31 protein-coding genes are annotated in these 25,972 nt (G+C 63.4%); 20 read left to right on the top strand and 11 right to left on the bottom strand.

Annotated elements, in window-relative coordinates; translation table 11 throughout:
- From AC07UR_RS11280 to AC07UR_RS11250, 7 genes are all read left to right on the top strand, one after another.
- Positions 1-729, top strand: a 729-nt coding sequence (locus AC07UR_RS11280) for an ATP-binding cassette domain-containing protein (protein ID WP_494700030.1), incomplete at its 5' end; no start/stop codon positions are given.
- A gap of 129 nt (positions 730-858) precedes the next feature.
- Positions 859-4,743, top strand: coding sequence for a cadherin-like domain-containing protein (locus AC07UR_RS11275; RefSeq protein WP_494724403.1), 3,885 nt, complete (start codon positions 859-861; stop codon positions 4,741-4,743).
- Between the two features lie 46 nt (positions 4,744-4,789).
- Positions 4,790-6,115 carry an HlyD family type I secretion periplasmic adaptor subunit gene (locus AC07UR_RS11270; RefSeq protein ID WP_209791481.1) on the top strand — a complete coding sequence of 442 codons (1,326 nt, stop codon included), beginning with the start codon at positions 4,790-4,792 and terminating at the stop codon, positions 6,113-6,115.
- 167 nt (positions 6,116-6,282) lie between these two features.
- Positions 6,283-6,897, top strand: coding sequence for a type II TA system antitoxin MqsA family protein (locus AC07UR_RS11265; protein ID WP_209791480.1), 615 nt, complete (start codon positions 6,283-6,285; stop codon positions 6,895-6,897).
- A 158-nt stretch (positions 6,898-7,055) separates the two neighbouring features.
- A complete protein-coding gene (locus tag AC07UR_RS11260) occupies positions 7,056-7,736 on the top strand; it encodes a LuxR C-terminal-related transcriptional regulator (RefSeq protein ID WP_209791479.1) in 681 nt (226 codons plus the stop codon).
- Positions 7,737-8,140: 404 nt separating this feature from the next.
- The gene (locus AC07UR_RS11255; RefSeq protein ID WP_209791478.1) at positions 8,141-8,461 is read left to right on the top strand and encodes a hypothetical protein; all 321 of its coding nucleotides are present in this window, start codon (positions 8,141-8,143) and stop codon (positions 8,459-8,461) included.
- A 494-nt stretch (positions 8,462-8,955) separates the two neighbouring features.
- The gene (locus tag AC07UR_RS11250; RefSeq protein ID WP_412728396.1) at positions 8,956-9,435 is read left to right on the top strand and encodes a BA14K family protein; all 480 of its coding nucleotides are present in this window, start codon (positions 8,956-8,958) and stop codon (positions 9,433-9,435) included.
- A gap of 519 nt (positions 9,436-9,954) precedes the next feature.
- Here AC07UR_RS11250 and AC07UR_RS11245 read toward each other — a convergent pair.
- Positions 9,955-10,173, bottom strand: a complete 219-nt coding sequence (locus AC07UR_RS11245; RefSeq protein WP_209791476.1) for a hypothetical protein — start codon at positions 10,171-10,173, stop codon at positions 9,955-9,957.
- A gap of 63 nt (positions 10,174-10,236) precedes the next feature.
- On the opposite strand from AC07UR_RS11245, the gene AC07UR_RS11240 reads away from it, so the two are divergent.
- The 3 genes from AC07UR_RS11240 to AC07UR_RS11230 all read left to right on the top strand — a co-directional run bounded on the left by AC07UR_RS11240 (position 10,237) and on the right by AC07UR_RS11230 (position 12,571).
- Positions 10,237-10,629, top strand: coding sequence for an MAPEG family protein (locus AC07UR_RS11240; protein WP_209791475.1), 393 nt, complete (start codon positions 10,237-10,239; stop codon positions 10,627-10,629).
- Positions 10,630-10,809: 180 nt separating this feature from the next.
- Positions 10,810-11,313, top strand: coding sequence for a YciI family protein (locus AC07UR_RS11235; RefSeq protein WP_234941954.1), 504 nt, complete (start codon positions 10,810-10,812; stop codon positions 11,311-11,313).
- Positions 11,314-11,329: 16 nt separating this feature from the next.
- Complete coding sequence (locus AC07UR_RS11230) at positions 11,330-12,571, top strand: RNA polymerase sigma factor (RefSeq protein ID WP_209791474.1); 1,242 nt, start codon at positions 11,330-11,332, stop codon at positions 12,569-12,571.
- Positions 12,572-12,781: 210 nt separating this feature from the next.
- Here the strand turns inward: AC07UR_RS11230 and AC07UR_RS11225 are convergent, their stop codons facing one another.
- Complete coding sequence (locus AC07UR_RS11225) at positions 12,782-13,012, bottom strand: hypothetical protein (RefSeq protein ID WP_173420393.1); 231 nt, start codon at positions 13,010-13,012, stop codon at positions 12,782-12,784.
- Between the two features lie 157 nt (positions 13,013-13,169).
- Positions 13,170-13,832: a hypothetical protein gene (locus AC07UR_RS11220; protein ID WP_173420392.1), complete on the bottom strand. Its 663-nt coding sequence runs from the start codon at positions 13,830-13,832 to the stop codon at positions 13,170-13,172.
- A gap of 238 nt (positions 13,833-14,070) precedes the next feature.
- Between AC07UR_RS11220 and AC07UR_RS11215 the strand changes: the two genes are divergently transcribed.
- Together AC07UR_RS11215 and AC07UR_RS11210 are read left to right on the top strand one after the other, a co-directional pair.
- Positions 14,071-14,244, top strand: a complete 174-nt coding sequence (locus AC07UR_RS11215) for a DUF1328 domain-containing protein (protein WP_173420391.1) — start codon at positions 14,071-14,073, stop codon at positions 14,242-14,244.
- A 138-nt stretch (positions 14,245-14,382) separates the two neighbouring features.
- Positions 14,383-14,784 carry a hypothetical protein gene (locus tag AC07UR_RS11210; RefSeq protein WP_173420390.1) on the top strand — a complete coding sequence of 134 codons (402 nt, stop codon included), beginning with the start codon at positions 14,383-14,385 and terminating at the stop codon, positions 14,782-14,784.
- 217 nt (positions 14,785-15,001) lie between these two features.
- Here the strand turns inward: AC07UR_RS11210 and AC07UR_RS11205 are convergent, their stop codons facing one another.
- A complete protein-coding gene (locus tag AC07UR_RS11205) occupies positions 15,002-15,490 on the bottom strand; it encodes a hypothetical protein (RefSeq protein ID WP_209791473.1) in 489 nt (162 codons plus the stop codon).
- Positions 15,491-15,726: 236 nt separating this feature from the next.
- Between AC07UR_RS11205 and AC07UR_RS11200 the strand changes: the two genes are divergently transcribed.
- Positions 15,727-15,879 (top strand): entericidin, encoded by a 153-nt coding sequence (locus AC07UR_RS11200; protein WP_173420388.1) that lies wholly within the window; start codon positions 15,727-15,729, stop codon positions 15,877-15,879.
- Between the two features lie 49 nt (positions 15,880-15,928).
- On the opposite strand, the gene AC07UR_RS11195 is transcribed toward AC07UR_RS11200, so the two are convergent.
- The 6 genes from AC07UR_RS11195 to AC07UR_RS11170 form a co-directional block, all read right to left on the bottom strand.
- Entirely contained in the window at positions 15,929-16,333 is a 405-nt protein-coding gene (locus tag AC07UR_RS11195) for a heme-copper oxidase family protein (RefSeq protein ID WP_209791472.1), read from the bottom strand.
- Between the two features lie 202 nt (positions 16,334-16,535).
- Positions 16,536-17,156 (bottom strand): cysteine peptidase family C39 domain-containing protein, encoded by a 621-nt coding sequence (locus AC07UR_RS11190; protein ID WP_209791471.1) that lies wholly within the window; start codon positions 17,154-17,156, stop codon positions 16,536-16,538.
- A 35-nt stretch (positions 17,157-17,191) separates the two neighbouring features.
- Complete coding sequence (locus AC07UR_RS11185) at positions 17,192-17,725, bottom strand: putative immunity protein (RefSeq protein ID WP_209791470.1); 534 nt, start codon at positions 17,723-17,725, stop codon at positions 17,192-17,194.
- 170 nt (positions 17,726-17,895) lie between these two features.
- On the bottom strand, positions 17,896-18,327 hold the full coding sequence (locus tag AC07UR_RS11180) for a GNAT family N-acetyltransferase (RefSeq protein ID WP_209791469.1): 432 nt from the start codon (positions 18,325-18,327) through the stop codon (positions 17,896-17,898).
- A 121-nt stretch (positions 18,328-18,448) separates the two neighbouring features.
- Positions 18,449-18,697, bottom strand: coding sequence for a hypothetical protein (locus AC07UR_RS11175; protein WP_173420383.1), 249 nt, complete (start codon positions 18,695-18,697; stop codon positions 18,449-18,451).
- A gap of 6 nt (positions 18,698-18,703) precedes the next feature.
- Complete coding sequence (locus tag AC07UR_RS11170) at positions 18,704-19,135, bottom strand: hypothetical protein (RefSeq protein ID WP_209791468.1); 432 nt, start codon at positions 19,133-19,135, stop codon at positions 18,704-18,706.
- Between the two features lie 236 nt (positions 19,136-19,371).
- Here AC07UR_RS11170 and AC07UR_RS11165 point away from each other — a divergent pair, with 236 nt between their 5' ends.
- On the top strand, positions 19,372-19,620 hold the full coding sequence (locus AC07UR_RS11165; RefSeq protein WP_173420381.1) for a hypothetical protein: 249 nt from the start codon (positions 19,372-19,374) through the stop codon (positions 19,618-19,620).
- 514 nt (positions 19,621-20,134) lie between these two features.
- On the opposite strand, the gene AC07UR_RS11160 is transcribed toward AC07UR_RS11165, so the two are convergent.
- Complete coding sequence (locus AC07UR_RS11160) at positions 20,135-20,788, bottom strand: S24 family peptidase (RefSeq protein ID WP_173420380.1); 654 nt, start codon at positions 20,786-20,788, stop codon at positions 20,135-20,137.
- A 228-nt stretch (positions 20,789-21,016) separates the two neighbouring features.
- Between AC07UR_RS11160 and AC07UR_RS11155 the strand changes: the two genes are divergently transcribed.
- The 6 genes from AC07UR_RS11155 (at position 21,017) to AC07UR_RS11130 (ending at position 25,555) form a co-directional block, all read left to right on the top strand.
- Entirely contained in the window at positions 21,017-21,322 is a 306-nt protein-coding gene (locus tag AC07UR_RS11155) for a LexA family protein (protein ID WP_209791467.1), read from the top strand.
- The gene (locus AC07UR_RS11150; protein ID WP_209791466.1) at positions 21,315-21,854 is read left to right on the top strand and encodes a hypothetical protein; all 540 of its coding nucleotides are present in this window, start codon (positions 21,315-21,317) and stop codon (positions 21,852-21,854) included. The genes AC07UR_RS11155 and AC07UR_RS11150 overlap by 8 nt, the downstream gene beginning before the upstream one ends.
- Before the next feature lie 856 nt (positions 21,855-22,710).
- Entirely contained in the window at positions 22,711-23,367 is a 657-nt protein-coding gene (locus AC07UR_RS11145) for a hypothetical protein (protein ID WP_209791465.1), read from the top strand.
- Positions 23,303-23,974 (top strand): hypothetical protein, encoded by a 672-nt coding sequence (locus tag AC07UR_RS11140; protein ID WP_234941953.1) that lies wholly within the window; start codon positions 23,303-23,305, stop codon positions 23,972-23,974. Before AC07UR_RS11145 ends, AC07UR_RS11140 begins: the two co-directional genes overlap by 65 nt.
- Positions 23,964-24,554 (top strand): helix-turn-helix domain-containing protein, encoded by a 591-nt coding sequence (locus AC07UR_RS11135; RefSeq protein WP_209791464.1) that lies wholly within the window; start codon positions 23,964-23,966, stop codon positions 24,552-24,554. Before AC07UR_RS11140 ends, AC07UR_RS11135 begins: the two co-directional genes overlap by 11 nt.
- A gap of 395 nt (positions 24,555-24,949) precedes the next feature.
- Complete coding sequence (locus AC07UR_RS11130; RefSeq protein ID WP_209791463.1) at positions 24,950-25,555, top strand: hypothetical protein; 606 nt, start codon at positions 24,950-24,952, stop codon at positions 25,553-25,555.
- Positions 25,556-25,972: the final 417 nt, after the last annotated feature.

Below are 25,972 nucleotides of genomic sequence, written 5' to 3'. Positions count from 1 at the left end.
CTGAAAGCCGGGCAGGCGCTGGGGCTGATCGGTCCGTCGGGCGGCGGCAAGACGACGCTGGCACGCGCCATGCTCGGCATCTGGCCGGTCTTGCGCGGCGCGGTGCGCATCGACGGCGCCGATCTCAACCAATGGCCCGAGACGCTGTTCAACCAGCATGTCGGCTACCTGCCGCAGGACGTGGCGCTGATGGACGGCACGGTGTCGGACAACATCTCGCGCTTTGCCGAGGCACCGAATGCGCGCGCCATCATCCGCGCCGCCAAGGCCGCCGGCATCCACGAGATGATCGTGCACCTGCCGAACGGCTACCAGACCGAACTTGGTCCTCATGGAACCGCACTGTCCGCAGGCCAGCGGCAACGCATTGCCCTGGCTCGTGCACTCTACGGGGATCCTTTTCTTGTGGTGCTCGACGAGCCGAACTCCAACCTCGATGCGGAAGGGGAAGAGGCGCTGTGTCAGGCCATCCTCAAGGTGCGCGAGCGCGGCGGCATCGTCGTCATCGTCGCCCACCGCCCGAGCGCGCTGCAGACGGTCGACATGATCGGCCTGGTGCAGGCCGGCCGGCTGGTTGCCTTCGGACCGAAGGAGGAGATCCTGCCGTCGCAGAAGATGCGGCCGCTGGTGGTGGAGAAGAACCGCAGGGCGGATGCCGCCGGCAGGGCCGATGCGGCCGGCAGGGCCGATCCCGGCATGGGCCAGCCACAACGGGTGCCGGCGGAATAGCCGGCACGCCGATCCCAGGGGACCGCTGCCTTCGGGCGGCGGATCCCGTCAGACGCCGCGCGAGCGACACGAGGCCAAGGCGCAAGACGCGCTCCGCAACAGGAGCCAGCACCGGCCGAGGAGGATGTCATGGACGAGAAGCTCATCCTGAACCGACCCGACAGCCAGCAGGCGGTCGCGCCGATGAACCGTTACGAGATCGCCGACAAGCCGGAGCGCAAGCGTGGCCGCATGCTGTTGTCGGCCTTGTTTCTGGGCGGTCTCGGCTCAGTGTTTGCCGGCCGTGACGAGGCTGGCGGCAATGCGCCGGCGCATCGGCCCCTTGGCGACGGCGAGGCGATGGCGCCGGAACCCGAACAGCAGACCGGCCCGGATCTCGCCGGTGCGCTCGATGTCGTCAACGATGTCGCCGATTACTTCCGCGAGCTGATGGCCGACTTCGCGCTGACGACCGGCACGGTTCCAACCGTCACGGGACGACTGCGCGCCTCGGTGCGGCTGTCCTTCGACGACGGCCGTCCCGATACCGGCTTTGTCGACGACCGGCCGTTCCAGCAGTCGACCCGCTCGGCCAACGACAATGGCCTGGGGAGCTTCAACTTCCCGCGGCTGTCTTCCTTCGGCAACCTGCCGTCATCAGGCGGCCGCAAGGATGACGACGATGGCAATGGCGGCGGTGACAATGGCGGCGATGACGATGATGACGATGGCAATGGCAATGGCGGCAACAATGGCGGCAACAATGGCGGCAATAACGGGGGCGGCAATAACGGGGGAAACAACAACGGCGGCAACAATGGTGGCAACAACGGCGGCGGCAACAACGGCGGCGATGACGACGACGACGATGACGATGACGGCGCCACCCGCGCCAACCGGCTGCCGGTGGTCACCGGCCGCAACATTCTTGCCAACGGCTTCATGAACCTGTCGGCGATCATCCTGCTCGATGATCTGCTCGCCAACACGCTTGACCCCGACGGCGACCGGCTGACCATCGCCAATCTCACTGTCTCTTCCGGTTCGGTGCGCGCCTACTCCGACGGCATGTGGCTCTATACGCCGGATCGCGGCGAGATCGGCCAGGTCACCTTCAGCTATACCGTTTCCGACGGCACCGGCAGCGTCGCCAATGGCGCGCTGCTTTCGCTCATCGACTGGCCGGCGCATGAGATCAAGGGCACCGAGGGACCCGACGTTCTCCTGGGCACGCCGCACCCCGACATCATCGCCGGCCTTGGCGGCGACGATATCGTCTATGGCCGCGAGGACGACGACCTGATCCTCGGCGGCACCGGCAACGACACGCTGCTTGGCGGTGACGGCAACGATACCCTTCATGGCGAAGACGGCGATGACCGGCTGTTCGGCGGCAATGGCAACGACATTCTGTTCGGCGGCGCCGGCAACGACCAGCTCTATGGCGAGGCCGGCGACGACATCCTGATCGGCGAGGCCGGCGACGATACGCTGTCGGGCGGCACCGGCGACGACCGGCTGTTCGGCGAGGACGGCAAGGATCGTCTCGAGGGCGATGCCGGCGACGATCTGGTCGATGGCGGCAGCGAGGACGATACGCTTGCCGGCGGCACCGGCGACGACACGGTTCTGGCCGGCGCCGGCAACGACGTCATCGTCACCGGGCCGAGCAGCGAAGAGGCCCGCCTGGCACAGGCATCACCGGCCGCAGCCACCGACACCGACGACGGCGACGACCACTATGCCGGCGGCACCGGCTTCGACACGCTCGATGCCAGCAGCGCCACCAACACCATCACCGTCGATCTCGAAGCCGGCACGGCGTCAGGCGAAGAGATCGGCTCCGACACGCTCGACAGCATCGAGGCGGTCATCGCCGGCTCGGGCGACGACCAGATCTCCGGCGACAGCCAGAACAACACCCTCATCGGCAATGACGGCGACGACAGCATCGACGGCCGCGACGGCAACGACATGCTGGCCGGCGGAAACGGCGACGATACCGTCAAAGGCGGAAACGGAAACGATACCGTCCTCGTCCAGGCCCGCGCCGATGACCACAGCGATGATGACGACAGCGTCTACGATGACGGCGACGACACATACGAAGGCGGCGCAGGAACCGATACGCTCGATGCCAGCGCCACCACCGAGACCATTGTTGTCGATCTCGAACAGGGAACGGCGACAGGCGAAGAGATCGGCTCCGACACCGTCGACAGCATCGAGACCGTGATCGCCGGCTCCGGTGACGACCAGCTTTCCGGCGATGCCGCCTGCAACACGTTGGTCGGCAATGACGGCAACGATGTCATCGATGGCCGCGCCGGCGACGACATTCTCGCCGGCGGCCAGGGCGACGATGTCGTCTCCGGTGGAGCCGGCGATGATACCATCGTCGTCGAGGCTCCTGTCTGCGCGCCGGGTGAGGCGACTGACGGCAACGATAGCTATAATGGCGGCTCAGGCTACGACACGCTCGATGCCAGTGCAGTCACCGAGAGCATCGTCGTCGACCTTGAAGAGGGAACGGCCACGGGCGACGAGATCGGTTCCGACACCGTCGACAGCATCGAGACCGTGATCGCCGGCTCGGGTGACGACCAGCTTTCGGGCGACAGCCAGAACAACACGCTGATCGGCAACGACGGCGACGATGTCATCGATGGCCGCGCCGGCGACGACATTCTCGCTGGCAGCCAGGGCGACGATGTCGTCTCCGGTGGAGCCGGCGATGACACCATCGTCGTCGAGGCTCCGGCCTGCGCGCCGGGTGAGGCGACTGACGGCAACGATAGCTATAATGGCGGCTCCGGCTACGACACGCTCAATGCCAGCGCCACTACCGAGAGCATCGTCGTCGATCTTGAACAGGGAACCGCGACGGGCGAAGAGATCGGTTCGGACACACTTCAACGGATCGAAGCCGCTATCGGGGGCGCCGGCGACGATCAGCTCTCGGGCGATGCCGAGAACAACACGCTGATCGGCAATGACGGCAACGATGTCATCGATGGCCGCGCCGGCAACGACATTCTCGCCGGTGGTCTGGGGAACGATATCGTTTTGGGCGGCCTGGGCAACGACACGGTTATCGTCGTGGCAGAAGGTGCCGGCACTGACGGCAACGACGTCTACGTCGGTGGCGACGGCATCGATACGCTCGACATGTCGGCGCTGGTGCAGGCCGTGCTTGCCGATATCGAGGCCGGCATTGCCGAAGGCGAGGAGATCGGTTCGGACCTGATCGAAGGCTTCGACATCATCGTCGGTGGCGACGGTGGCGACCGCCTGTCGGGTGGCGCCGGCAACAATATCCTGTCGGGCGGTGACGGCAACGACATACTGCGTGGCCGCGGCGGCGACGATGTTCTCGTCGGGGGCGGCGGCAGAGATACGCTGGAGGGCAACACCGGCAACGACACGTTCCTGGTGGTGATCGCGCCGGATGCGAACGGCGACGACGGCAACGACCTGATTGACGGCAACGAGGCGATCGACACCTACGACGCTTCGGCAGCGATGCAGGCCGTCGTGATCGACCTCGACCGCGGCACGGCTGAAGGTGTGGAGATCGGCTCGGACCTGTTGACTTCGGTCGAAGGCGCTGTCGGCGGCAAGGGCGACGATGTGCTCGTCGCCGGCAATGCCGTCAACTTCCTGGCCGGTGGCGATGGCGCCGACATCTTCGTCTTCCGCACGACCGCGGCGCTCGCCAATGACGGCAGCGGTCGCGACGAGATCCGCGACTTCCAGGTCGGCGACCGCGTCGACCTGTCGAAGATCGCCGAAGCCATCGGCGGGCTCGTCTTCGGCGGACTGCTGGAGGATGGCCAGGCACCGCCGGTGCACCAGATCACCTTCTATCACGAGGCCTTTGGCGACGGCGAGCGCACCGTCGTGCACGCCGTCGTCGACCTCGAACGCGACGAGGATTTGCAATTCCTGATCGCCGGCCGCCACGAGCTCACCGAACAGGATTTTATCCTGGCGGCAACCGAAAGCCCGGCCGACCAGCCGAGAGACACCGTCTGAACAACGATAAAACCCAGTCGTCACGCGTTATCGGGAGAAGAACACCATGAACACCACGCACAAGAGCACGACAGAGGCCGCCGACACGATAGCCCTGCCGGCCGAGAAACCGCAGTTCGGCATCACCTCGCGCATCGCTGTGTCGGCGATCTTTGCCACCACGCTGGTGTTCGGCATCGGCGGCTGGGCCGCCCAGGCGAAGCTGTCGGGCGCCGTCATCACCCAGGGCCAGGTCGCCGTTTCCCAGCAGGTCAAGCTGATCCAGCACCGCGACGGCGGCATCGTCTCGGCCATCCCCGTCAAGAACGGCACCCATGTCAGGAAGGGCGACGTGCTGCTGCAGCTCGACGAGACCCAGACCCGGGTCGAGCTGTCGATCGTGCGCGGCCAGCTGCAGCAGTTCTACGCCATGCGCGCCCGGCTGACGGCCGAACGCGACGGCGACGCCACCGTCTCCTTCGGCGAACTCGATATTCCGGACGTGCTGAAAACCAGCGAAGTGAAGCTGTTCGAGGCCAATCGCCGGATGATCACCAGCCAGGAAGAGCAGATGCGGCTGCAGATCGGCCAGTTCGAGGAACAGATCCGCGGGCTGAAGGCCCAGACCGGCTCCAGCGACAAGGAGAAAGAGATCGTCGAGAAGGAGATCACCAAGCTCGACACGCTTCTCAAGAGCGGCCTGGTGCCGGTCTCCGAGCATCGCGACCTCCTGCGCCAGATGGCCCGCATCGACGGCTCCAAGGGCGAACTGCTCGCCCGCATCGCCGAGGCGCTCGGCCAGATCAGCGAGCTGCGCATCAAGCTGATGTCGATCGACCAGAACAACCGCAAGGAAACGCAAGGCCAGATCGTCGGGCTCGAGGCCAAGATCGCCGAACTGACCGAACGGGCGGTGGCGGCCAAGGACCGGCTGTCGCGCATGGAAGTGCGTGCCCCCGTCGACGGTCTCGTCTACGACCTGCAGATCCACACCATCGGCGGCATCATCGCGCCCGGCGCCACCGCCATGTCGATCGTGCCCGAGGGCGAAGACCTGACGGTCGAGATCCGCATCCCGCCCGTCGACATCGACCGCATCGCGCCCGGCCAGAAGAGCCGCATGCGCTTTACCGCCTTCAACCAGCGAACGACACCCGAGCTTGACGGCCGCGTCGACGTCATTGCCGCCGCCACCACGCTCGACCGCAACACCGGACAACCCTTCTATCTCGCAACCGTCGAGATCACCGAGCCGCTCGCCAAGCTCGGTGGCCGCAAGCTCATGCCCGGAATGCCCGTCGAAGTGTTCGTCCAGACCGACGAGAGAACCGCGATCTCATACCTCACAAAACCCTTCACCGACCAGATGCTCAGAGCCTTCCGCGAGGAGTGAGGGGGCGATGTCGACCGGGGTATACGTACGCGAGCAGATATGCCCAAAATCGCTTCGGCGGCTGCGTGGTTTGGCCACGCTATCGCTTTTGGGCCATGGCGCGTATCCGGTCCGGTCCACGAGCCGGGCGTTCGTTAACGCAGGTGGCCAAATTGACGAGATGACCAATGTCGGCGATCCTCGCCGCAGACATAGAGCGTTTCCAAATTATCCGGCATCGCAGAAACGCTCTATCTCTTTGTTTTTACGCATTTTCGGACAGAAAGCCGCTTCGCACTCTTCTTGGAAATGCTCTAGATCGCTTGGGAGGCATTAAGATGACATGCCCATACTGCGCAAGAGGCACACTCGTCAGAGATACCCGCGATGTTCCCTACGTCTACAGAGAAGAGAGCGTGCTTATCGAAGCGGTGACAGGCGGCTTTTGTGATGCATGCAGTGAAGTTGTTCCAGATGGCGCGGACGCGGGGCGAATCATCAAGACGATGCTCGAATTCAGGAAAAAAGTGGACAGCGAGAAAGTTGATCCGCGGTTCATCACGACTGGTCGAATGAAACGACACCTCGGTCAGAAGGAGGCGGTAGGGCTGTTCGGCGGCGGAACCAATTCATTCTCGCGGTATGAAGTCGGCGAGGCAAAGCCGCCGCTATCTCTCGTCAAGCTGTTCTGCATTCTGAATGGTCACCCGGAATTGCTTGTAGAGGTCTGTTCGGGGATATTGGTTGGGCGGATGAGGCAAGTGGCTGAATTCACAGCCACTTACATCGTCTTAGCTCCATGATGGCACGTCATATGGAATTGAATTCTTCGCAGGGAACAAGCAGCCAACAGGCGCAGAACACGTCTTGTTGCCATACGAATTGACCTGTGAATAAGCATTTGCTTTTAAATGTATTGCTTATCAATTATCGTGGTTGACGCGGAAGGAGCGCAGCAATCATGTCTGTGTCAGTAGCGTTTGTTGACGACGATCCGATCCTCCTTGAGGCATTGGTGAGCTTATATTCTGGAAAAAATGACCTCGAAATCGTCGCCAAGGGCGAAAACGCGGTCGATGCTTTGAAAATTGTTGAAGAGATCTTGCCGCATGTCCTGGTGCTCGATCTGAGCATACGTGGCGACGCCATGGCCGCCATCGAACGGATCGGGCGGAACTTTCAAGCTACACGGATTATCGTCTTTACCGAAAATTCGAACGTTGAAACGGCGATCCAGGTGCTGAACCATGGCGTTGCTGGCTACGTGCTCAAGAAAAGCAGCGCCGACGAACTGCACGAGGCGATCCGTGTCGTGCATGATGGCGGCACATTCATCACTGCCGGCTTGGCCACCAAAGTCATGATGGCGATGAAGAACCCAGACCTCTGTCGTCATCCCCCTGAGCAAGAGCACCTGAGTTCGCGTGAGGAGCAGATCCTTACCTATCTGCTGCGCGGTAGCACGAACCGTGAGATCGCCGCCTGTCTCGACATCAGCGTCAAGACCGTGAAACATTACATGACCGCCCTGATGCAGAAGCTTGGCGCGCGGAATCGTGTCGAGGTTGTGCTTGCGGCGCAGAGGCTGAACGTGTTTGCCAATGGCGGCGCCAACCCCGGGGTGTCCCGGCGGCTCAATTGAACTGTGCCTGGCCCAACGCGTTCGCTCGCCGTTTCTCGTGTGAGATGCGGCGGGTGGCGATGTCTATGCCACTCAGTCGTCGTGACCGGCTCCGGTGGGCTATGGTTGCGGCGGATCGATTGAACTCGGCATAGGATGGGGTGCGCGCGGCGCAATCAGGTAGAGGGGGCAATCATGCACAGCGATCGGATTGCTGTGCATGCTGCCAGTAGACGGAGCTTCAGGCGGTCCTTGTTGCCCGGTGTCGATAGGGAACGGGTGGCCCATAGTGGCGCCGCAATCGCGGTTGCCGTGACAAACACGCTACAGTTTCAATCAAAGCGTGTGGGTGCGTGCTATTCGGGGTGCAAATCTAAGCGTCACCCATCTTGAAAGTTCGCGGCCGTGGGATTACCGGATACTCCATGAAGATCGTCACCGGAATCGCCTTTGCCGTTGCTGCCCTTTTGCTTGTTTCGTCTTGCAGCGAAACCGGCCCGACCGGGGATGGCCGGGCTGGAATAGAAAAAGCGCAGCTGACCGAGAAGGCAAAGTCGAAGCCAGCCACGGGCAGGAAGGGCAAGGCTGCGGCCGCGGTCGAGGAAAAGGCGCTGGCTGATGCGCGTAGCCCAAGGCAGTGCAAGACCCCGAAAAAGCAATGCAGCTATGGCGCGGGTCCGGCCGGCGAGCCCTGTTCGTGCTGGTCGAGCGAAGGCTCTCCCACATTGGGCGTGACCATCAAGTAAGCCGACGGCACCGAAGCTGCGGAATTCTCCGCCACAAGCCAGGAACATCTTGCTGATGGGCGAACGTCGCGCGTCAAGCCGGCATGGCCTGACGGGCTCCTCCGCGCGTCTCTCATGCCGGCGCGGGCGCCCCAAAAACCTTCAGCGAAAATCTTCCGCGGCCTTGCGCATCATTCTTTGAGACCGAACCCTCGTCGCCGTCTGGCGAAAGAGCGGCCGGAGGCCGGCGCGCCGATGGCAGCGCATGGCATGCTGTCGTAACGGCGGAGATCCGCGGAGCCGCCGCTGCGGCTGCGGCTTGCTGCAAAGACGATCCTTCAGGAACCAATGGCAGCCGGTGGCGTTTCGTCTTCATGCTTACTGCACAATTCCTTAAATCAGAATCGATTCAAGGAGAAATTATGCAGCAAATTTATAGTGTTACAGCGTCCTTAGCGCGCCCTATTTGGCGCGCGGCGCTGTAATGCGAAACGATGGTTTCAGGAGGAATATCAATGAAGAAGATCATGGTCACATTCATCGCCGCCGCAACGGCGGTCGCCGGCCTTGTACCTGCACAGGCTGCGTCGCTCGTCATCAGCAAGGACCAGGTCTTAAGCCAGGCGGACATCCAGACAGTGCAGTACCGCCGCGACGACCGCCGCTGGGACCAGAACGACAGGCGGCGCGGCTGGCACAATGGTTATCGCGGCTACGAGGATCGTCGTCCGGGCTATCGTCGCGGCGATGACGGCTGGTGGTATCCGCTGGCAGCCTTCGGCGCCGGCGCCATCATCGGCGGGGCGATCGGCAGCCAGCAGCCTCAGTACCGTGAACCCCAGTATCGTGAACCGCAGTATCGTCCGCAGTCGAGCGAATACAGCTCAGCCCACGTCGACTGGTGCCTGTCGCGCTACCGTAGCTACCGGCCTTACGACAACAGCTATGTTCCAAGGGCGGGCGTCCGGGCGAAGTGCATGTCGCCCTACTACTGACGCTTCTTGACCGTGCACCATCAAGCGGTCTGTCTGGCCCCATCAACCGCTTCCGGTTGGTGGGGCCTTTTTTATGCGGAGCACGGCTTATGGGAGGGGCCGGCTTGAAGAGCGAAGCGATCGGGCACGCGTTTCATCCCGGACTGGCAATTCGCCCGGTGCAGGAACGTGCATGGAGCTGACGGCTTATCTGCAGCGCGCAGGGCAGGGCTGAACCCGCAGCAGGATGGGGCTGCCGACCTAGAGCGTTTCCGATTTAGACGGAAACACAGAAACGCTCTATGTCTCTGTTTTTACGCATTTCCTGACGGAAAACGGCTCCGCACTTTTCCTGGAAATGCTTTAGACCTGTTTGGCACGACATCGCGCATGATCGCTCCCGCCTCAGGCCTTGCACGTTATCGGTGTGGCCGGAAAATCATCCCGATAACCCGTATTCCGTGTGTATAAATCCATTAATTGTTTGATTGATATAGATATTTATACTGTAAGTCGCTACTTCCAAGTGACATTTGCAACCTAATCATGTGGCGGTGCGCTTCCCGATCGATAGAAGCGATGCAGGGCATGACAATGTTTGGGCATGAAAATGTTTGGGCATGAAAACGTCCCGGCATGAACACGTCCGGAGCGTGCCAGCTGGGCAATTGGCAAGCGTTCGATAAGGGTGTCGTTCCTGACCGGCAGCGTCTTGCGAGACTTTCTTTCAAGTTTTTTCAGAAAATATTTCGGCGCCATGTCGAAATCCGGGGGCGGCTTCCGTTCTTGGGCCGTTAAGCAACTCAAACCGGTGATAACCCCATGACGCTGACGACGACTTCTCTCTATGCACTTCTGCTCATCGCAATCTGGTTCGTTCTCTGGATCAGGGTGAGTTCCGCCCGGACGGCTCTCAGCTGCTCGATCGGCGATGGCGGCGATCCCAAGCTGCTGCAGAGGATCCGCCAGCACGGCAACTTTATCGAATGGGTGCCGCTCACGCTTGTCCTGATGTTGCTGGCGGAGGCCCAGGGTACTGGTGCGCCGTGGCTGCATGCCGCCGGCATCCTTCTGCTGGTGGGGCGGCTTGCCCATCCTTTCGGCCTGCCGATCGACAATGCCGGGCATCCGCTGCGCTACCTCGGCAACGGCACCAACATGCTCGCCGTTGCGGTTCTTGCGATCGCGCTGATCCGGGTTCTCACCGGATTCTAAAGCGCGTCGCAATCTTTCAGATCCGCTTGGTGCGCTTTAAGTTCTTGTTTTTGCGCCTGTTGTTATCGCAAAACCGCGGCACATTTTTGCGCGACATGCTCTAGACCCCTCGCATTTCCTGACGGCAAGCCGCTTCGCCTTTCTTCTGGAAATGCTCTCGCCAACAGTATGGAGCCTCTCATGACCCTGACTTTTCGGGACGCGTCCGTTCGCCTTCACCGGCGTAGCGCTCTTTTGTTGACCACGCTCATCTTCACCATCGCAGCGACGTTGCCGCTGCAGGCACAAACCGCCATAACCGCAACGGGAGGAGACACGAAGATGCAATACATGCTCTTGATCTACAACGACCCCAAGATGGAACCGCCCTACGGCACGCCGGAATTCGACACCATGATGAGCGGTTTCTTCGCGCTCAACGAGCGGATGAAGGCGGATCAGGTGCTGGTCTCGGGCGAGGGGCTGCAGGGCGTCGAGACGGCGACGTCGGTGCGCACGCGCGGCGGCAAGGTGGAAACGATGGACGGCCCCTTTGCCGAGACGCGGGAACATCTGGGCGGCTACTACGTGATCGAGGTTGCCGATCTCGACAGCGCGCTGCGCTATGCCGCCATGGTGCCGTCGGTCGCCTGGGGCACAGTCGAGGTTCGGCCGCTGATGACCTACAATCCCAGTGGGGAGTGAAAAGCACTTACGGGGTGTGAGTGACAAGCACTCCGCCGCCTCCGGTGCCGTTGCCGCGACCAGGGCTCTTGATAGCCTGGTTCGCAACGATCGGGGGCGGCTGCTTTCAGCTCTGATCGCGCGCCTCGGCAGCTTCCAGCTCGCCGAGGATGCGCTGCAGGACGCCATGGTGTCGGCCGTTTCCCACTGGGGCCGCAACGGCGTGCCGCACGCGCCGCATGGGTGGCTGCTGCAGGCTGCCTATCGCAAGGCGATCGACCGCATCCGACAAAACAAGTCGGAAGCGCGCAAGATGATGGATATGCAGCCGCTGGCACGGGGCGAGGCTGCCGACGAGCCCGACGATATCCCCGACGAACGACTGCGGCTGATCTTCACCTGTTGCCACCCGGCGCTGGAGGCAAAGTCGCAGGTGGCGCTGACGCTTCGAACCATCGGCGGCCTGTCGACCACGGAGATCGCACGCGTCTTCCTCGACGCGGAGCCGACGATGGGACAGCGGCTTTCGCGCGCCAAGGCGAAGATCGCGGGCGCGCGCATACCCTACGCCGTGCCGGGCCAGGAGGATTGGGCCGAAAGACTGCAATCGGTGCTGGCCGTCATCTATCTGATCTTTACCGCCGGCTATGCCGCAGGGCCCGGGCAGGGCCGGGACCTGGCCGAGGAGGCGCTGTTCCTGTGCCGGTTGCTGAACCGGCTGCGCCCTGGTGATCCCGAGATCGAGGGGTGCCTCGCCCTCGTGCTGATCACCCATGCGCGTTGCCTGGCGCGCGTGGACGCGGACGGGACGACCGTGGCGCTCGCTGAGCAGGACCGGGCGAAATGGAACCGGGCGCAGATCGACGAAGGCCTCGAACTGATCGAAACCGCGATGCGGCGCAGGGCGCCGGGACCATACCAGATCAAGGCGGCCATTGCGGCCTGCCACGTTCAGGGTGGGCGCTCCGACTGGGCGCAGATCGTGCTCCTCTATGACAGCCTGCTGCGGCTGGAGCCGACGGCCGTCATCCGCCTAAATCGGGCGGTGGCGCTTTGCGAAGCGGGATGGCTGGAGCCGGCGCTACGCTCGCTCGACGCGCTTGCGGCCGAGCTTCGTGACTACCAGCCATACCATGCGGCGCGGGCGGAACTGCTGGTGCGGATGGGGCAGGCCGAAGAGGCAGCCAAGGCCTATGCCACGGCGATCGCTCTTGCCGGGTCGCCAGCCGATGCCGCCTTCCTGCGGCAGCGGGCGGCGCGCCTCGGCGAGCAGACATAGAGGGCGATACGGCGCCGGGCCATCGTGCGGGCAGTGTGGCTGGAACCAAAGCGCCGGGCCGGCGTTTCACTTGCAAGTACGAAGGCCCGCATGCTTCCTGATCGACCATCCGGATCGGGTCCTTCCGCGGATGGAAATGCAACGCCTCGTCGACCGGGAACGGTAGGCGAGGTTTTTTCCTGTCATCGTGCTGCGGGCCCCAACCTGAATTCATGGTGCGCGATGCGCAGCCTTCTTCTCCGCGTCGCGCAGCTTGCGCTCGCAATCGTGCTTGATCATTGCAAGGCTCAGGTTGCGTCGGCCCTTGTCGTCGGTATCGGCCTTTGCCGCCTCCATCCTGCGGCACCAGCCGGCATCGAGCATGTCCTCGGAGATGCCGGTAACGCACGAGGCGACGAAGGCGAGGGGCGCAATGAGGAGCAGGCGTGCATGTCGAATCATATATCCGGCCTCCGGTGCCGGATGGTGATCAGCTTTGCAGGGAATTGGAAGCGGCCTTCGCGTTGCCGGACGGGCAATCTGGTTGCATGGGAGGAACGACGCTGGCGGCGGGCGGCTCAAGTGTGGCCTTGGAGCGCGATGTCAGGGGAACGCGATGTCAGGGGCAGCAACCGAGGCGTCTGCAGGCGAATGTGTAGATCCTGTCCGGGGGCTGGAAGACTTGCTGCGCGGCCTGCAATGAGGACCAGACAACGCTCCTGATGTTGTCGGCAAACAGGGCGAGGAACGTTCCGATCGGCCCCTCGGCCAGCGGGCCGTGGATGCCGGCATGACCGAGCCCCTCGTCGAGTTCATATGACTGCTCGGCGGTGATCTGCAGGAGGCCACCGGGGGCGAGGTCTTGCGGGTCGGGAACACCGACGGCGGCGAGTACTGTGGAAACCAAGAGCTTGCAGACGCGCTTGCAGGCGCAGCAGGGCAGATCGCTGGCAGCGGCGGCAAAGGCGCTGCCAATGCGGGCGATAACAGCGCGAAACCGGCTGCCGGCTCTGGCGCGAACCTCCAGAAAGGCGTCATAGGCCCGCCGGGCGGGAGGCATGACGTAGAGCCGCACGCGATCACCGGAGCCCTTGGCGAGGTTTTCGACATCCGGCCCGCGCAGCGTGAAGGTGACGTCGCCGGTCAGGATCTCCAGGAGGACAACGATATGCGAATCCTCGTCGTCGAAAAGGATACGCTCGTCGATTTCGACCCTGCCTTCGCCAACAAACTCCCTGATCTCGATCGTCTGCTCGCGAATTTCGGTTCGTTGCAGAAACATTGCCGCCCCCAGGGTCGCAACCAACGGGCGCATCCTACAATGCAGGGCCGTGCCGGGACACTAGCCTTATCGGAGTATCGGGCCGGATTGCTGACTAAGCCTGCGGTGTGACGCAATGACAGGAGCGGTGTCCCGACCGCCGTGCGAGGGTGGGCGCATTGCCGGCGCTGCCATGCGGGCGGGAACTTTTTGTCGGGATCCGACTTTCCGTAGCGACAACTCAAACAGGGGTATCGCGATGCTGAAATGGGCTCTCATCTTCTTCGTGGTTTCATTGATCGCCGGCTTTCTCGGCTTTTCCGGCGTCTCGGCGGCAACGGCCGGTATCGCCAAGATCCTCTTTTACATCGCCCTGATCGTCTTCCTGATCTTCCTTGTGCTGGCGTTCATGGCCGGAAGCGCCATCGTCTGACGCCTGCGGCACGGCAAGGATGGCGGTGCGGCCAGCGACGTGCGCCTTTCCGCCGCGTCCACCGGCGGGCTGATGGCGCGCGGGCGGACAGATCGAATTTCCTGTCGCGTCCGCAAGCGAGATGGTACGGACGCGCGCATGAACGAGATCTCACTTGCCGATCGCGCCTGCGGCGCCTGCACGCTCTGTTGCCGGCTGCCGGATATCGATGAGCTGGCAAAGCCGGCCAACGCATGGTGCGAGAATTGCATCGAGGGTCAGGGCTGTCGGATCTATGATTTCAGGCCGCAGCTATGCCGCGATTTTCTCTGTCTTTGGATGACGGACGAGCGGCTCGGACCCGAATGGGATCCGGCGCGCTCGCACATGATGATCTATCGACAGGGGCCGCAGATCACGGTGCTCGTCGATCCGGACTTTCCCGATATCTGGAAACGGGAGCCCTATTCGCAGCAGCTTTCTCAGTGGGCGCGCGAGCCTGATGTGGCGGGGCAATATGTGATCGTCTTCGTTGGCGATGACGTCTTCAAGGTCGATTGAACCAGAGAAGAAAAAGCCCCGCGCGATGGCGGGGCAAGCAAGCACCCAAAATGGCTCAGGTGCGGGGAAGCGCAGTCCATAAAGGAACGTACTGCGCGGTACGGTAAATACTATGCCGCCCTTGGGCTGGGGAAGGTCCGATTCGGCGATTCCGGTACGCTTGATGAAATAAATAAGACGGCGCGGCAGGGCGCGCTGCGGAAGGTGCCGGGTGCTGCTATTCCAGCGTCGACAGTTCTTCGTCCCAGGCCTCCAGGCTTCCGAGAATTTCCCGCAGCGTCTCGCGTCCCTGCACCCAGAGACCCTCTTCGGGGATCGGCTGGACGTCGCCGCCGGCGGCCGCGATCGCGCTTCTGACTTCTTCCGGGCTTTCGCGGACATATTGGCGCTTGCCGCCGATATCGAGTGCCGAGCTGAGGCCGGGGACGTGGTGGTTGGGTGCCAGCGGCATCGGCCCCTTGGCCGCATGCACATTGATCCAGACCGGTGCGCCGAGGCGGTGGGTGAAACGATAGAGCGACGGCAGCTCGGCCTTGACCGCGGCGGCGACGGCCGTCGACTCTTCCTGAACAAAAAAGGTCTGGCCGGCATTGATCAGCGTGTTGCCGAGATCGTCATCGAGGCGCGGATCCGTCTTGCGGATGCGCAGCACCTGGCTCGCCTCGAGATCCAAAGGGGTTCCACTCTTTCGCGTAAACCTGATCATGAAATCCTCTCGAAAACCGACCTTCAGATTGCGCCAAGTTTCGGAAGGTGTCGAGTGGACGTTCTCGGCATCACGCGGCCAGAAGCACGTGGCGATCGCGAGGAAGCCGCAAGACCCGAAAACGGATGAGCACATCTGCGCGACAGGCTTTGTCCCTGCTTTTGTTGCCCGATGCGTTGAATTTGCCCGCGGGCGCGTCATCTCAACAGGACGACGAAGCCAGTATGGAGATGAGGATGTCGAAGGCCACGATCGCGTTTGTGTGTCTGGCGCTGCTTTCGCTTTCAGCCTGCGGAAACACCATGCGCGGGTTCCAGAAGGACAGCACCGAGACTGGCCTTGCGGTCGACAATGCGACGCACCGCGTCCTGAAGGCGGGCGCTCGATAGAGAACGCCCGGCCTTACCAGGCCGATGGAGCGATTGCTCGCGTGCGCGGTTAGCGCGACGGCACGGCCGTCGGGCGGGAAACCGTTTCGCTGCTGCCGAAAATGATGGCGGCAAACAGCAAGACGCCGATGAAGACGATGATCGACGCGATGGCGACCAGCGGTTCCAGCTGTGGACTGCCGGTGAGCATCAGGTAAAGCGACGGCACCAGAAGGGCGACGCCGCCGGTGTAGACGCCGTACTGGATCATCGCCAGGCGCTTTTGCGCCTTCGCCGGGTTCAGCGCGTGATAGCCACCGAAGATCGCCATCGTCACCCATCCCAAAAGGTTTGCGTGCGCGTGGGCGCCGATCGCGCTGTGATCCTGGCCGATGGCCATGTGAAGGCCCATGGCTATGCCGATGATCAGAAAGATGATCGCGGTCTTAAAATACAATTGTGCTAGGCGTGGCATCGAATAACTCCCCTCTATTCCTGCCCCGCTTGATTATTAGCATTTTTGCAGATGATTGCTGCCTGCCTTTATTGGGTACTTAAAGCGCGTCGCGATCTTTCAGATTCGCTTGGCGCGCTTTATGTTCTTGTTTTTGCGCATGTCGTTGTCGCAAAACCGCGGCACACTTATGCGCGACATGCTCTGGGCGCGCATCGCGACATCAGAAATTGACGGCGATCCCGCGATTGGCGAAGAACCGGTCGAAGGTGGAAAGCGGCATGACGACATCGGCCTGATTGGCGCGGTCATGGCCGGAGGGATTGTGAAAACGCACACTTTGCCGCGAGGCGGCCGTCACCAGGACGAGATGGCCGCCTTTCGAAGGCGGTTCGCGCTCGGGCCACCGTATCGCGCTGCTGACCGAGGCGATGAAAAAGCGGCGTTCGGACAGCACGTCGGGAATGTCCGTCGTCGGCATGTTCGTCAGCGTCTGGGCGCCAAGCCCGAAGCGTTCGCCGACATAGGTCACGAAGGGTGCATAGATCAGCCCCTTGATCGAGGCATCGGCCTCGTTGACGACATAGCCGCCATGGTCGGTGCAACCGCGCGCCAGCGACAGGATCGGATGCAACTCGCCGCGCGCGGCCAGGATCATCTTCAGGCAGGCCATGCCGCAGACATTCACCGCCCAGCGCGCATATTCCTCAATGGTCTCGGCGCCCGAATTGCGCCAGAGCGGATCGCGGTGAAGCGCTGAGGCGCCCTCCGACAGAACCGCCAGTGTCATCTCAGGGCTTTCCCACTGGCTGAAATAGGGGACCGTGCAATCTACAATTTCCATGCCGCTTTCTCTGTCAGGTGCCGATGGAACTGTTGTCATGTGCGAAGGCCGGTATCAAGCCGGTAGAGCAGCGCGTGGAACTGCCCTTTGCTCGGCGCGCGCGCCGGCATGCGTTGTATGATCTGGCGGACTTTCGGCGATGCCTGCGAAATCGCCCAGCGGATCTCCGCGTCAAGGACGTCGGCCGGGTCGTCGGCGGCGAGCGTTGCGGCTTGCGCGGCGTAGGCGGCCGGCCCGAGGATATGATTGACCTGGTGGGGGGTCGCGATCGGATGGGTGTAGGCGGATCCGGCTGCCGCCATCGCCGCGCGGGCAGCGGCTGAGGCCGCGGGATCGCCGACCTCGCGCGCCGACTGACCGGCGGCCCAGGCAAGCTTGCGCAGCGCCGAGGTCCGCTTGCCGCCCTGCGCAAAGCTGCCGATGGCAAAAAGTGCTGCGCGAGGGCGGCTGTCGTCCTGGGCCTTCGCCTCGAAAAGGGGCAGGGCGCGCCCGGCGCAAGCGGCAGCCCAGCGCGCGATCTCGCGCAGATCGTCTTCGTTCAAGAGCGGCGTGTGCGTTTCGGCGGTCATAGTGTGCATTCCTGGTGCAAAGGGCGCTCTTCGAAGGATGTCGCGACCGCCTTGGGGCGGGGGTTTTGCGACGCGGCGCAAAAGGTATCCGCAGAATGCCGATGCTGTCCGGCACTGTGATGCCAGCGCATCTTGTCCGCCTTCGGCCATATCAACCCACGGAACGGGTCTCAGCCGCGCACCTGCGCCGCATGAAAACAGAAGATGATTTCGGGGTCGTTTTCATCAAGGTTGTCGATGTAGCCGCTGGTGCGAAAGCCGGCGGCACCCAGGAGCGTCTGCATGTGCCGGTTGGAGAGGTTCGTCGATGCGAAGAGCTTGGGCGTTGCGCAGACGGCCGTGAAATGTCGGACGAGCGCCATTCCGAGGCCTTGGCGACGAGAGTGCTCCGCGACCATGATCATTTCGATAAATCCGTTTCCGAAGAAATGATAGGCCAGGACGCCATAGGCGCCGACGGAACCGTTGGTCTCGACAATGTGGCAGCTGCCTGTTTCGATCCACGACCTGATCTGATGCCGCCGCTCAGGGTCGTGGGCAGCAATGGTATCGAGGGCGATCAACGTGTCGACGTCGGCAAGGGTGGCGCTTCTGATTTTCATCAACGATTCCAGATGCAATTGCACCGAGGCGCATGACAATGCGCCGGTGTCGCGAACAAAGGATTTTCACCTTTAAGCGGCGAACCGCCGTTTTGCCATGGCAGATTGTCTGCCGCTGTTCTCAGGTTGCCGGCGCGGGCGGGCGATTGCGGCCGTGCTGCACCCTTTGCGGCGGGCGGGCCGGCACGCGGGCGGTGGCGGCGGCAAGGGCTGCGCGCCTGGCGGTGGCCATCTCGTTGAAAGGGGCAAGGCCCATGCGCTCGATATAGGCTGTGATCGCCGCTTCCACGCCCTTGTCGTTGCCGGCTTCCGTTTGCCAGAAGGCTTCCATGGCGGCGAAGAGGGCGGATTTGTCGAGCGGGATATCCATCAGGGCCTAAGCTCCGAACTGCTGGCGCTGGTTAAGCGTGCCGTGGCCCGTTTGGCAGAAGGGGAGGGTCTGGCGATGGCCGCCGGGCGTCGCCTCGAAATCCGCGCACCAGCGCTCCCAGGCCTGCGACGTGCGCACGAAGGCGGGCAACAGGTGCTGGTCATCCGGCGTGCGATCGAAATCGTCGAGCCAGGCGTCGGCGATGGTCTCGGAGATGTCTTCGCCGTGCAACGCGTCGAGATCGAAGCGGATGAGCCTGGTGGCGTGTTCGCCGTCATGGACCTTCAGCCATTCGGCGGCGGTTGAAAAGGTGGTGCCGAAGCAATCGCTTTCCTCGATGAAATGGCCGCGCCCGAGCGTGGTGACCGCAAGAATGATTTCGCGGCTCTGGGTGAGAGGTGCCGCAGGCCGGTTTTCCCGTGTCGATGTCACTGTCATACCTTCTCCCTGGCAAAGCAGGCGGCGCGGGTGCGGGGGCACGCTGCGGATCCTGCTTCCCTGTTTCGACTGGTAGTGCAAAGATAGGAAAAATCCTATCATCCGGTCAATAGGAAATCTACGCGCGGCAGGATTTTTCTGACAGGGCTGTCGATATCCTCCAGTTTGTTCTTGTTTTGTTCTAAGGATTGAGTCAGCTTGGAGCTGCCATTGCAGGTGGCAGAGAGGAGCATGACATGGTCACTTACTTCGTCGTTCAGAGCTTTACGCGGGGAAATCGGGGCGCCTTGCTCGCCGACACTCCGGTGCAGGCGACCGGGGCCGACCACGCGCTCAGGCTGGCGGAAAGGCTGGCGTCGACCAAGGTGGGCGTTGTCGCATTCAGCCGGGCAGGGGATCTGTCGACCGGTGAATTCGAGGATGCGACCATCCTTTTCATCGGCGGTGACCTGCCCTCGGATATGCAGGAGGTCATGGCCGCGTAGGCGGATCGGCAGCCGCGTGAGGCGGCTTTGCCGGCCTGGGCCGTTTGCCTGTTCGTGTCGCCGGTATCAGGCGACAGGGTTATGGGGCGTGCCGCGTGGAGCGCGGCGGGCCGGGTGCTGTGGGCGGCCGGTGCCGTTGAACGTGTCCGGATATCATGCGCATGCCCGGATGCCATTGAACGTGCCCGGACGTCATGCGTGCCGCCGCCCTGATCGCCGGCCACCATGTTGAAGCGACAGCCCGAGGATCGATTCTCGGGCTTTTTGTCGGGCGCGGACCTCCTGCGGGATCGAATTGGGCTGCGGGGTCGATAGGGCTGCGGGGTCGATAGGGGGGGCGTCGTCGGCCGCCGGTGGCGCCACCTGCGCTGCCGCCTTCCGGCCCTTCACGTATCGTCAGGCGTGGCGTCGCTTTCAAGGCGCATTTATTTTCAATCGGTTGCGGCGTGAAGCTAAGGTCTGACGGCCGGCCGCCAATCTCGTCGGCTACGTCGTCCATCCAGGGCCGGCGGCGTCAGCGGGCGCTGTATTTTCCCACGACCCGGTGGCAGAAGGACCACTCCACCCGGCTCTCGGTAAATTCCAGATAGGGATTGTACTGCTTCAGCGTCCATTCCCGGTCGTTGAACGACACCAGGCGCTTGATGATCGCCTCGGCATCGTTGGCGGGCGGTACGTGATAGAGCACGACGTCCTTGTCGCGGGCCGGCGGCAGATGCGGGTGGACCAGGGCCATGTCGCCGGGCTCATAGGCCGGGATCATCGAGGTGCCGGTAAGGTAGATGCCGTAGGCGCCCTTGACGCCCTCGAGCACCGAGGGGCGCTTGACGTATTCGACCGCATCGAACGTGACGATCACGTGGCCGTCGCCGCCCTGGGCGGCAACGAAGATCGGCAGGTCGCGATGGCCGACGAGCTGCTCGCCGGGCACGATCTGCGGATTGAAGCCGGTGGTGTTGCGGGGCTGACTGGCTTCTCCAGCGCTCGGCGTCGTGCCGATCAGGTCGGTGATGGCGCGCACATCACGCTCGCGCAGCTCGCGCGGGCTCTCGCGCTCGACGAACTGCTGGATATAGGCGTGGTTCTTCCCGATCGCGATGGACAGATCCTTGTAGGTCGTCCTCTTCGCATCGACTGCTTCCCGGATAAGGCGCCGCAATTGATCCATGCAAATGGCATCCCAGATTCCGCTTCCTACGTCCAATAGGATTTTTCCTCTTGATAAACTGATTGCATCCTATTATTGATAGGATATGAACGGAAACAAACAGTCAATCGCATCTTCTGGGGTCGATTTTCCCGGCTGCCGCTCCAGGCAGGAGCAGCCCGGTCACGGCCGCGGAGGTGTCCCGGAGGGCCGCATGGGCGATGACTGCATGCTTGCTGGAGTGAGCCGATGACTGAAGCCACAATCCGATCAGGAAAACCCAGGCGCCCCGGGCGCCCCAATCCTCCCGGGCAACCCAGGCGCCGACCGAACGGGCTGACGCCGAGGCAGCGCGAATTGCTCGGCTTCATTCGCAGCTACAGCGCCGACAGGAACGGCGTCTCGCCGACCTTTGACGAGATGAAGGACCATCTGGGGCTTTCATCGAAATCCGGAATTTCGCGGATGGTGGCGGCAATGGAGGAGCGCGGCGCCATTCGCCGGCTGAAAAACAGGGCGCGCGCAATCGTCGTGGTGGAGTCAGTCCATGCTTGAGCCGATGACGGATACATTTTTCGGCAATCCGGTCTTTGCCGGACTTGTAGCCTTCTCCGCCACCTCGGTGACGCTTGCCGCCGTCAGCTGGCTTGCCAGCCCGGTCTTCGGCTGCAGCAGGCAACGCGCGGGCTGGAGGGCTGCGTCCGGCGAGATCACCTTTGCCGGCAGGCTCAGCCGGTGGGGCAGGGCCGTCGTTTCCGGCCGGACAAGATTGTCCGGCAAGGGCGAGGTCCGTGGCAAGGCAGCCTTGTCGGGAATTGAGGCCCCGCGGGACAAGGAGATTGTGCCGGGCATCGACTTCGAGGCGCTGCAACGCGAACTCGACGAGGCGTTCGCGCCGGTGGGGCGAGACAGGGGGAAAAACCTGATGTCCGGCCCGACTGTCGTCAGAGCATTCATCGGCGGTTTGCCGCCGTCGGAGGACGGCGAAGCGGGTGAATGCGACCTGCCTGATCGCACTGATGATGGCAACAAGGCTCCAGAATTTGTTGGCCATTCGCGACGTCGGCACCGGCGGGCGAAGCCATAGAAGAAATTGATCGTCGCTGTTCTGCATGGCTCCCGAGCCGGGATCGGTTTGGTGTGGATGACATGCTGCACGGCTGCCGCGCCCTTTGCGTGCCTAACCGGTTACGCGGGCGCAGGTGCGGCGACGATCATGGCGAGGGGCTGCTGCCCACCTCCTCCCCGGTGGCCCCTCGCATCCCTTTCGGCGCCGGCAAGCCGCATCTGACGCATGCCCCCGATGATCGGATGCGGTCTCGGTGCGGGATCATGCGCGGGGAAAGGCTGGAGCGATTTCTTGCGTGGCATCCGCGATGCCCGGGCATCCTTGATGCCAGGGGATTCAGGACGCGCAGTGCTCCAGCGCCACGACGCCGTGGCTGAACCCAGTCCCGCCTCGCACGTTGCGCGCAGGGTTTCAGGCGGCTTGCCGGCGGGGAGGCGGAGGAAAACCAGACCAGGTGCATGGCACGCCAAGGCCGATCGCCGCTTTTGGCGAGAGGAACCCGTGCGGACATTCATGAGGAGACGACGTCATGCGTGACGCGAATTTAGAGAGATTTCTTCGTTACCCGACATCGCCGGCAACGGAGCGTGCGGCGCAAGGAGCGGATGGCGCGGCCATTCGTTCGAGCCTGGGCCGGCGCGGTCGGTGCGCAAAGGCGGATCTGTGTTTCCGGTGGGGCAGCGTGTCTGCCGTTGTCCGATTGTCTCGTGGCGTGCCTGCACTCTTGGCCGAGATCCTGGCTAGGCTGGCATCACCTGCTCGACCGGACGCCGTCGTGGCGCGGTTCGACAGGTTTGTGCGGCGGGGTTTGCCGCAGCGGCGGGCCGATTGCCTGGTCCGCGCAGCGCTTGCCGTGACGGTCGAGGTTTAGGCGATGCGCATCACATCGATTGTCGAGGCGCTGGTTCAGTGCGGTGCAACACCGGAGATGATCCTGTGCGCGGTGCGCGCGGCGGAAGCGGGCCAGCAATCAGACATCGAAAGGCGCCGGGCGAGCGATCGCGAACGGCAGCAGCGCCACCGCGCTCACGTGACGTCACGGGCGGTCACGGCGACGGGCGGCGCTCCCCTCTCTGATAAAGAAAGGTCCCCCACACCCCCTAAAGAAATTAACTCTCCCGACAACACCCAAACCCTCGCGCAAGCACGCTGTTTGCCCGGTCGCAGGCGCGCCATGCGCCTTCCCGAGCAATTCGAGCCGGACCGGGATTTTGCCGCCAGGCTGGGCTTCGGCGAGGCGGCGGTGGCGCTGGAGCTTGAAAAATTCCGCGACTACTGGACGGCGAAATCCGGACGGGACGCGGCCAAGCTCGACTGGCCCGCCACCTGGCGCAACTGGATGCGCAACGCCGCAAGGCCACGCAAGAGCCACCGGCCGCAGGCGAGCCCGCGCGAAAGCGACTTTGCCCGCCACCAGCGGGAATGCCGACAAGCGATAGAACGCGAACTGAATGGAAACCAGGACAATGACGACCTTACCAAGACACAACCGACATTCGACCTTGAGCCGGGAGATTACCGCGCTCACTGAACGGCTGGCGCCGGCAGGCGACGATGCGATCCTGCGCAGCCTCAACGCGATGCAGACGGCCGGCATGACCATGCCGCAGGGCATCGACCCGAAAAAGCTTCTGCCCGTCTACCAATACGCCCTCTCCGGCGTGCCGGCCTGCGGCCTCTCAGTGGCGACGCAGAAGCTGATCCGCGGCGACTATGCGGCAAACGCCAACGTGCTTCTGGGCGCCATTCCCAAGCCGCCGGTGCTGGCGGCGCTCGCCAAAAGCGAGGCGGCGGCGACACGGGCCGAGCTGGCCCGCAAGCGTGAGATTACCGAGGCTTTGAGTCCGGCATTGCCGTCCACTCGGCGCTCACCTGAAATCCGCGAGCGGGTGCGGGTGCGGCTTCGCCAGTTCCGTGCCGAGCATGCGGCGATCAAGGCGACGGGGTCAACGCCCGGTGAGGTGCGATCGATCGAGCAGGCCCAAACGCTTGCCCGAATGCTCGACCTTCCCGATACGGCCGAGCCGACCGCGGAGCAGCGCGCCTTTCGGGCGCGGCTCGAAAACGATGTGGCTGAGGCCAGGGGCTTGGGCTCGACGATCGATATTGCCGGGGAGGTGGCAAGCCATGCAGCCTGAAACGAGACATTCGACGATGGGGCCGGCGACTGGGCTTGAGACGACAATCTGGCCGAAAGGCCTCGGCGCAGGAAACGGGGTGAGTGACGCGCGAAAGAGCGACGGCGAGGCAAACGCCCGGCTCGGCGCGGTGCCGATGGCGCGCGGCTTGGAAGCCGACGTGCCGGAAAGCGACGCGCCGCTTGCGCCGGAGGACTTGCTAACTGCCCTGAGCGCGCACGTGAAGGCGCAGCGCCTGCGGGTGCTGCAGCTGGAACTGGCGCTCGCCGACGCCGAAGCGCGGATCCTGTCGCAGGCGCATCTGCTTTGTGGCGCGGGCGCAGACGGCGAGGGCGGTCTCTTCAGCCGCCGGCCGGTGCGCGAGATCGTCAATGAGGTGCTGCTCGCCTATCCCGGCATCGGCTGGGCCGATGTGATCGGGGTTCGCCGGGAGCGCCGCCTTGTTGAGCCGCGCCACCGCTGCATGGCGGCCGTCTATGACGAGCGCGAGGACCTGTCACTGCCGGCGCTCGGCCGGATCTTCAGGCGCGACCACAGCTCGGTGCTGCACGCGGTCAACAAGGGGCGGGCGAAGCGATGAGGCCGACCCGGTCGCGAGCGTGGGGTTCAATGGACGGGTGGGCGTTGACGGCCGGGAGGGGATCGCCTGCCCGAGTGCGGCGGTTCACCGGCCATCTCGGGGGTGGCGGTTAGTCGTCCATCCCCGGGGGCCAAGTGCCTGTCCACCTCGGGGGTGGCAGTTCCCGTCCACCTCGGGGTGGCAGTTGCTGTCCACCCGGGATGGCAGATCCCGCTTCGGCGGGCCGCAGTGGCCGTCAGCCGCAGTGGTCGGACGCGCGGGAGGCCGCCTGGCGCGGCACCGGATGACAGGCAGGCATTGACGCAACGAGCAATCGCATCGCCGCAGCCGGGCGCCGGCTTTCGGGCGGATGCGCATGGGCAATGGAACGCAGACGAGCAGAAGGAAAGAAGACGATGACATCCAAGGCAGAACGCATTCGCATCAAGCGGGCAAGCAAGGCGGGGCGGCCGCGCAAGGCGGACGTCGCGCGCTATCCCGGCGGGCAGATCAAGCACGGCGAAACGGAACGAGAGGTGCGCTCGGTCGCCATCGCGGCGCGGCAGCGTCAGCACTTTTCGGGAATGAAGGGCGTGGATGCCGGCAGTCCCTTCGCCGGCTACACGCTCGGGCGGATGTTCCTAGACGGCAAGCTGACCGCCCATGAGCGCGAGGCCGGCGACGAATATGCCCGGCAGATGGCGCGTTACTACAGCCTGACCGGCATTCCCTTCGCAAGCGTCAGGGCGCAGTCGCTGTTCAGCGTCAAAGGGTTTGAAGGCGAGGCGACCACTGAGCGGATGCGGGCAGCAAGGGCTGCGACCAACCGGATGATGGAACTCGAGGGCGTGCTCCTGAAGCTGCCGGAAGGGCCACGGGTGAAAACGACGGTCTTCAACGTCTGCGTCATGGACTACGAGGTGCTGCGCACCATGCCGGAGCCGCAGCTGGCCTGGCTGAAGCGCGGCCTGACCGAGTTGCATTGGCATCTTGGGCTTTCGAGGCAGAAGGAGGCGGTGTGACCGGCGCGAGCCCTTTGCCGGGGAGCGGCCTCTGGCAGGGCCGCTTCAGGCTTCCGCCAAATCCTGAGAATGCCCGGGAGTGGATTCGCTCCCCCTAACCCAACCCTTGTGGCGGAGATCCACCGATCTTTGCGCGTCCGACAAGGCACGCGCTGTCGTCTGAGGCGGGATCGCGCCGTGGCGGCCTTGGTGCAACCATGATCCAAGCGATGCTTCGGTTTGCGTCATCAACGTCTGCTTGTACCCAAAAGCAGACGTTGATATCGTCGGGTGCCGCATTGCAATGGCCTGACTGCAAAAATGGCCTTGCAATTGCGTGGACGAGCGGTGGCTCGCGCCTCAGCCCTATCGCAATGAATGCTGCAGTTTCTCGCTTGCCACGACCCATCCCTCCCTCAAGGTTGGAGAATTGCCGTG

This window comes from Ensifer sp. GW821-FHT05G01 (assembly GCF_059419585.1).
Note: the sequence above shows the minus strand (reverse complement) of the source record. Positions and strands in the feature narration are given on the sequence as shown.

What these genes read in the sequence shown, in the direction of transcription:
- AC07UR_RS11275 (WP_494724403.1), top strand. Translation starts at nt 859, where the DNA reads ATGGACGAGAAGCTCATCCTGAACCGACCCGACAGCCAGCAGGCGGTC.
- AC07UR_RS11270 (WP_209791481.1), top strand. Translation starts at nt 4,790, where the DNA reads ATGAACACCACGCACAAGAGCACGACAGAGGCCGCCGACACGATAGCC.
- AC07UR_RS11265 (WP_209791480.1), top strand. Translation starts at nt 6,283, where the DNA reads ATGTCGGCGATCCTCGCCGCAGACATAGAGCGTTTCCAAATTATCCGG.
- AC07UR_RS11260 (WP_209791479.1), top strand. Translation starts at nt 7,056, where the DNA reads ATGTCTGTGTCAGTAGCGTTTGTTGACGACGATCCGATCCTCCTTGAG.
- AC07UR_RS11255 (WP_209791478.1), top strand. Translation starts at nt 8,141, where the DNA reads ATGAAGATCGTCACCGGAATCGCCTTTGCCGTTGCTGCCCTTTTGCTT.
- AC07UR_RS11250 (WP_412728396.1), top strand. Translation starts at nt 8,956, where the DNA reads ATGAAGAAGATCATGGTCACATTCATCGCCGCCGCAACGGCGGTCGCC.
- AC07UR_RS11245 (WP_209791476.1), bottom strand. Translation starts at nt 10,173, where the DNA reads ATGGCGCCGAAATATTTTCTGAAAAAACTTGAAAGAAAGTCTCGCAAG.
- AC07UR_RS11240 (WP_209791475.1), top strand. Translation starts at nt 10,237, where the DNA reads ATGACGCTGACGACGACTTCTCTCTATGCACTTCTGCTCATCGCAATC.
- AC07UR_RS11235 (WP_234941954.1), top strand. Translation starts at nt 10,810, where the DNA reads ATGACCCTGACTTTTCGGGACGCGTCCGTTCGCCTTCACCGGCGTAGC.
- AC07UR_RS11225 (WP_173420393.1), bottom strand. Translation starts at nt 13,012, where the DNA reads ATGATTCGACATGCACGCCTGCTCCTCATTGCGCCCCTCGCCTTCGTC.
- AC07UR_RS11220 (WP_173420392.1), bottom strand. Translation starts at nt 13,832, where the DNA reads ATGTTTCTGCAACGAACCGAAATTCGCGAGCAGACGATCGAGATCAGG.
- AC07UR_RS11215 (WP_173420391.1), top strand. Translation starts at nt 14,071, where the DNA reads ATGCTGAAATGGGCTCTCATCTTCTTCGTGGTTTCATTGATCGCCGGC.
- AC07UR_RS11210 (WP_173420390.1), top strand. Translation starts at nt 14,383, where the DNA reads ATGAACGAGATCTCACTTGCCGATCGCGCCTGCGGCGCCTGCACGCTC.
- AC07UR_RS11205 (WP_209791473.1), bottom strand. Translation starts at nt 15,490, where the DNA reads ATGATCAGGTTTACGCGAAAGAGTGGAACCCCTTTGGATCTCGAGGCG.
- AC07UR_RS11200 (WP_173420388.1), top strand. Translation starts at nt 15,727, where the DNA reads ATGTCGAAGGCCACGATCGCGTTTGTGTGTCTGGCGCTGCTTTCGCTT.
- AC07UR_RS11195 (WP_209791472.1), bottom strand. Translation starts at nt 16,333, where the DNA reads ATGCCACGCCTAGCACAATTGTATTTTAAGACCGCGATCATCTTTCTG.
- AC07UR_RS11190 (WP_209791471.1), bottom strand. Translation starts at nt 17,156, where the DNA reads ATGGAAATTGTAGATTGCACGGTCCCCTATTTCAGCCAGTGGGAAAGC.
- AC07UR_RS11185 (WP_209791470.1), bottom strand. Translation starts at nt 17,725, where the DNA reads ATGACCGCCGAAACGCACACGCCGCTCTTGAACGAAGACGATCTGCGC.
- AC07UR_RS11180 (WP_209791469.1), bottom strand. Translation starts at nt 18,327, where the DNA reads ATGAAAATCAGAAGCGCCACCCTTGCCGACGTCGACACGTTGATCGCC.
- AC07UR_RS11175 (WP_173420383.1), bottom strand. Translation starts at nt 18,697, where the DNA reads ATGGATATCCCGCTCGACAAATCCGCCCTCTTCGCCGCCATGGAAGCC.
- AC07UR_RS11170 (WP_209791468.1), bottom strand. Translation starts at nt 19,135, where the DNA reads ATGACAGTGACATCGACACGGGAAAACCGGCCTGCGGCACCTCTCACC.
- AC07UR_RS11165 (WP_173420381.1), top strand. Translation starts at nt 19,372, where the DNA reads ATGGTCACTTACTTCGTCGTTCAGAGCTTTACGCGGGGAAATCGGGGC.
- AC07UR_RS11160 (WP_173420380.1), bottom strand. Translation starts at nt 20,788, where the DNA reads ATGGATCAATTGCGGCGCCTTATCCGGGAAGCAGTCGATGCGAAGAGG.
- AC07UR_RS11155 (WP_209791467.1), top strand. Translation starts at nt 21,017, where the DNA reads ATGACTGAAGCCACAATCCGATCAGGAAAACCCAGGCGCCCCGGGCGC.
- AC07UR_RS11150 (WP_209791466.1), top strand. Translation starts at nt 21,315, where the DNA reads ATGCTTGAGCCGATGACGGATACATTTTTCGGCAATCCGGTCTTTGCC.
- AC07UR_RS11145 (WP_209791465.1), top strand. Translation starts at nt 22,711, where the DNA reads ATGCGCATCACATCGATTGTCGAGGCGCTGGTTCAGTGCGGTGCAACA.
- AC07UR_RS11140 (WP_234941953.1), top strand. Translation starts at nt 23,303, where the DNA reads ATGACGACCTTACCAAGACACAACCGACATTCGACCTTGAGCCGGGAG.
- AC07UR_RS11135 (WP_209791464.1), top strand. Translation starts at nt 23,964, where the DNA reads ATGCAGCCTGAAACGAGACATTCGACGATGGGGCCGGCGACTGGGCTT.
- AC07UR_RS11130 (WP_209791463.1), top strand. Translation starts at nt 24,950, where the DNA reads ATGACATCCAAGGCAGAACGCATTCGCATCAAGCGGGCAAGCAAGGCG.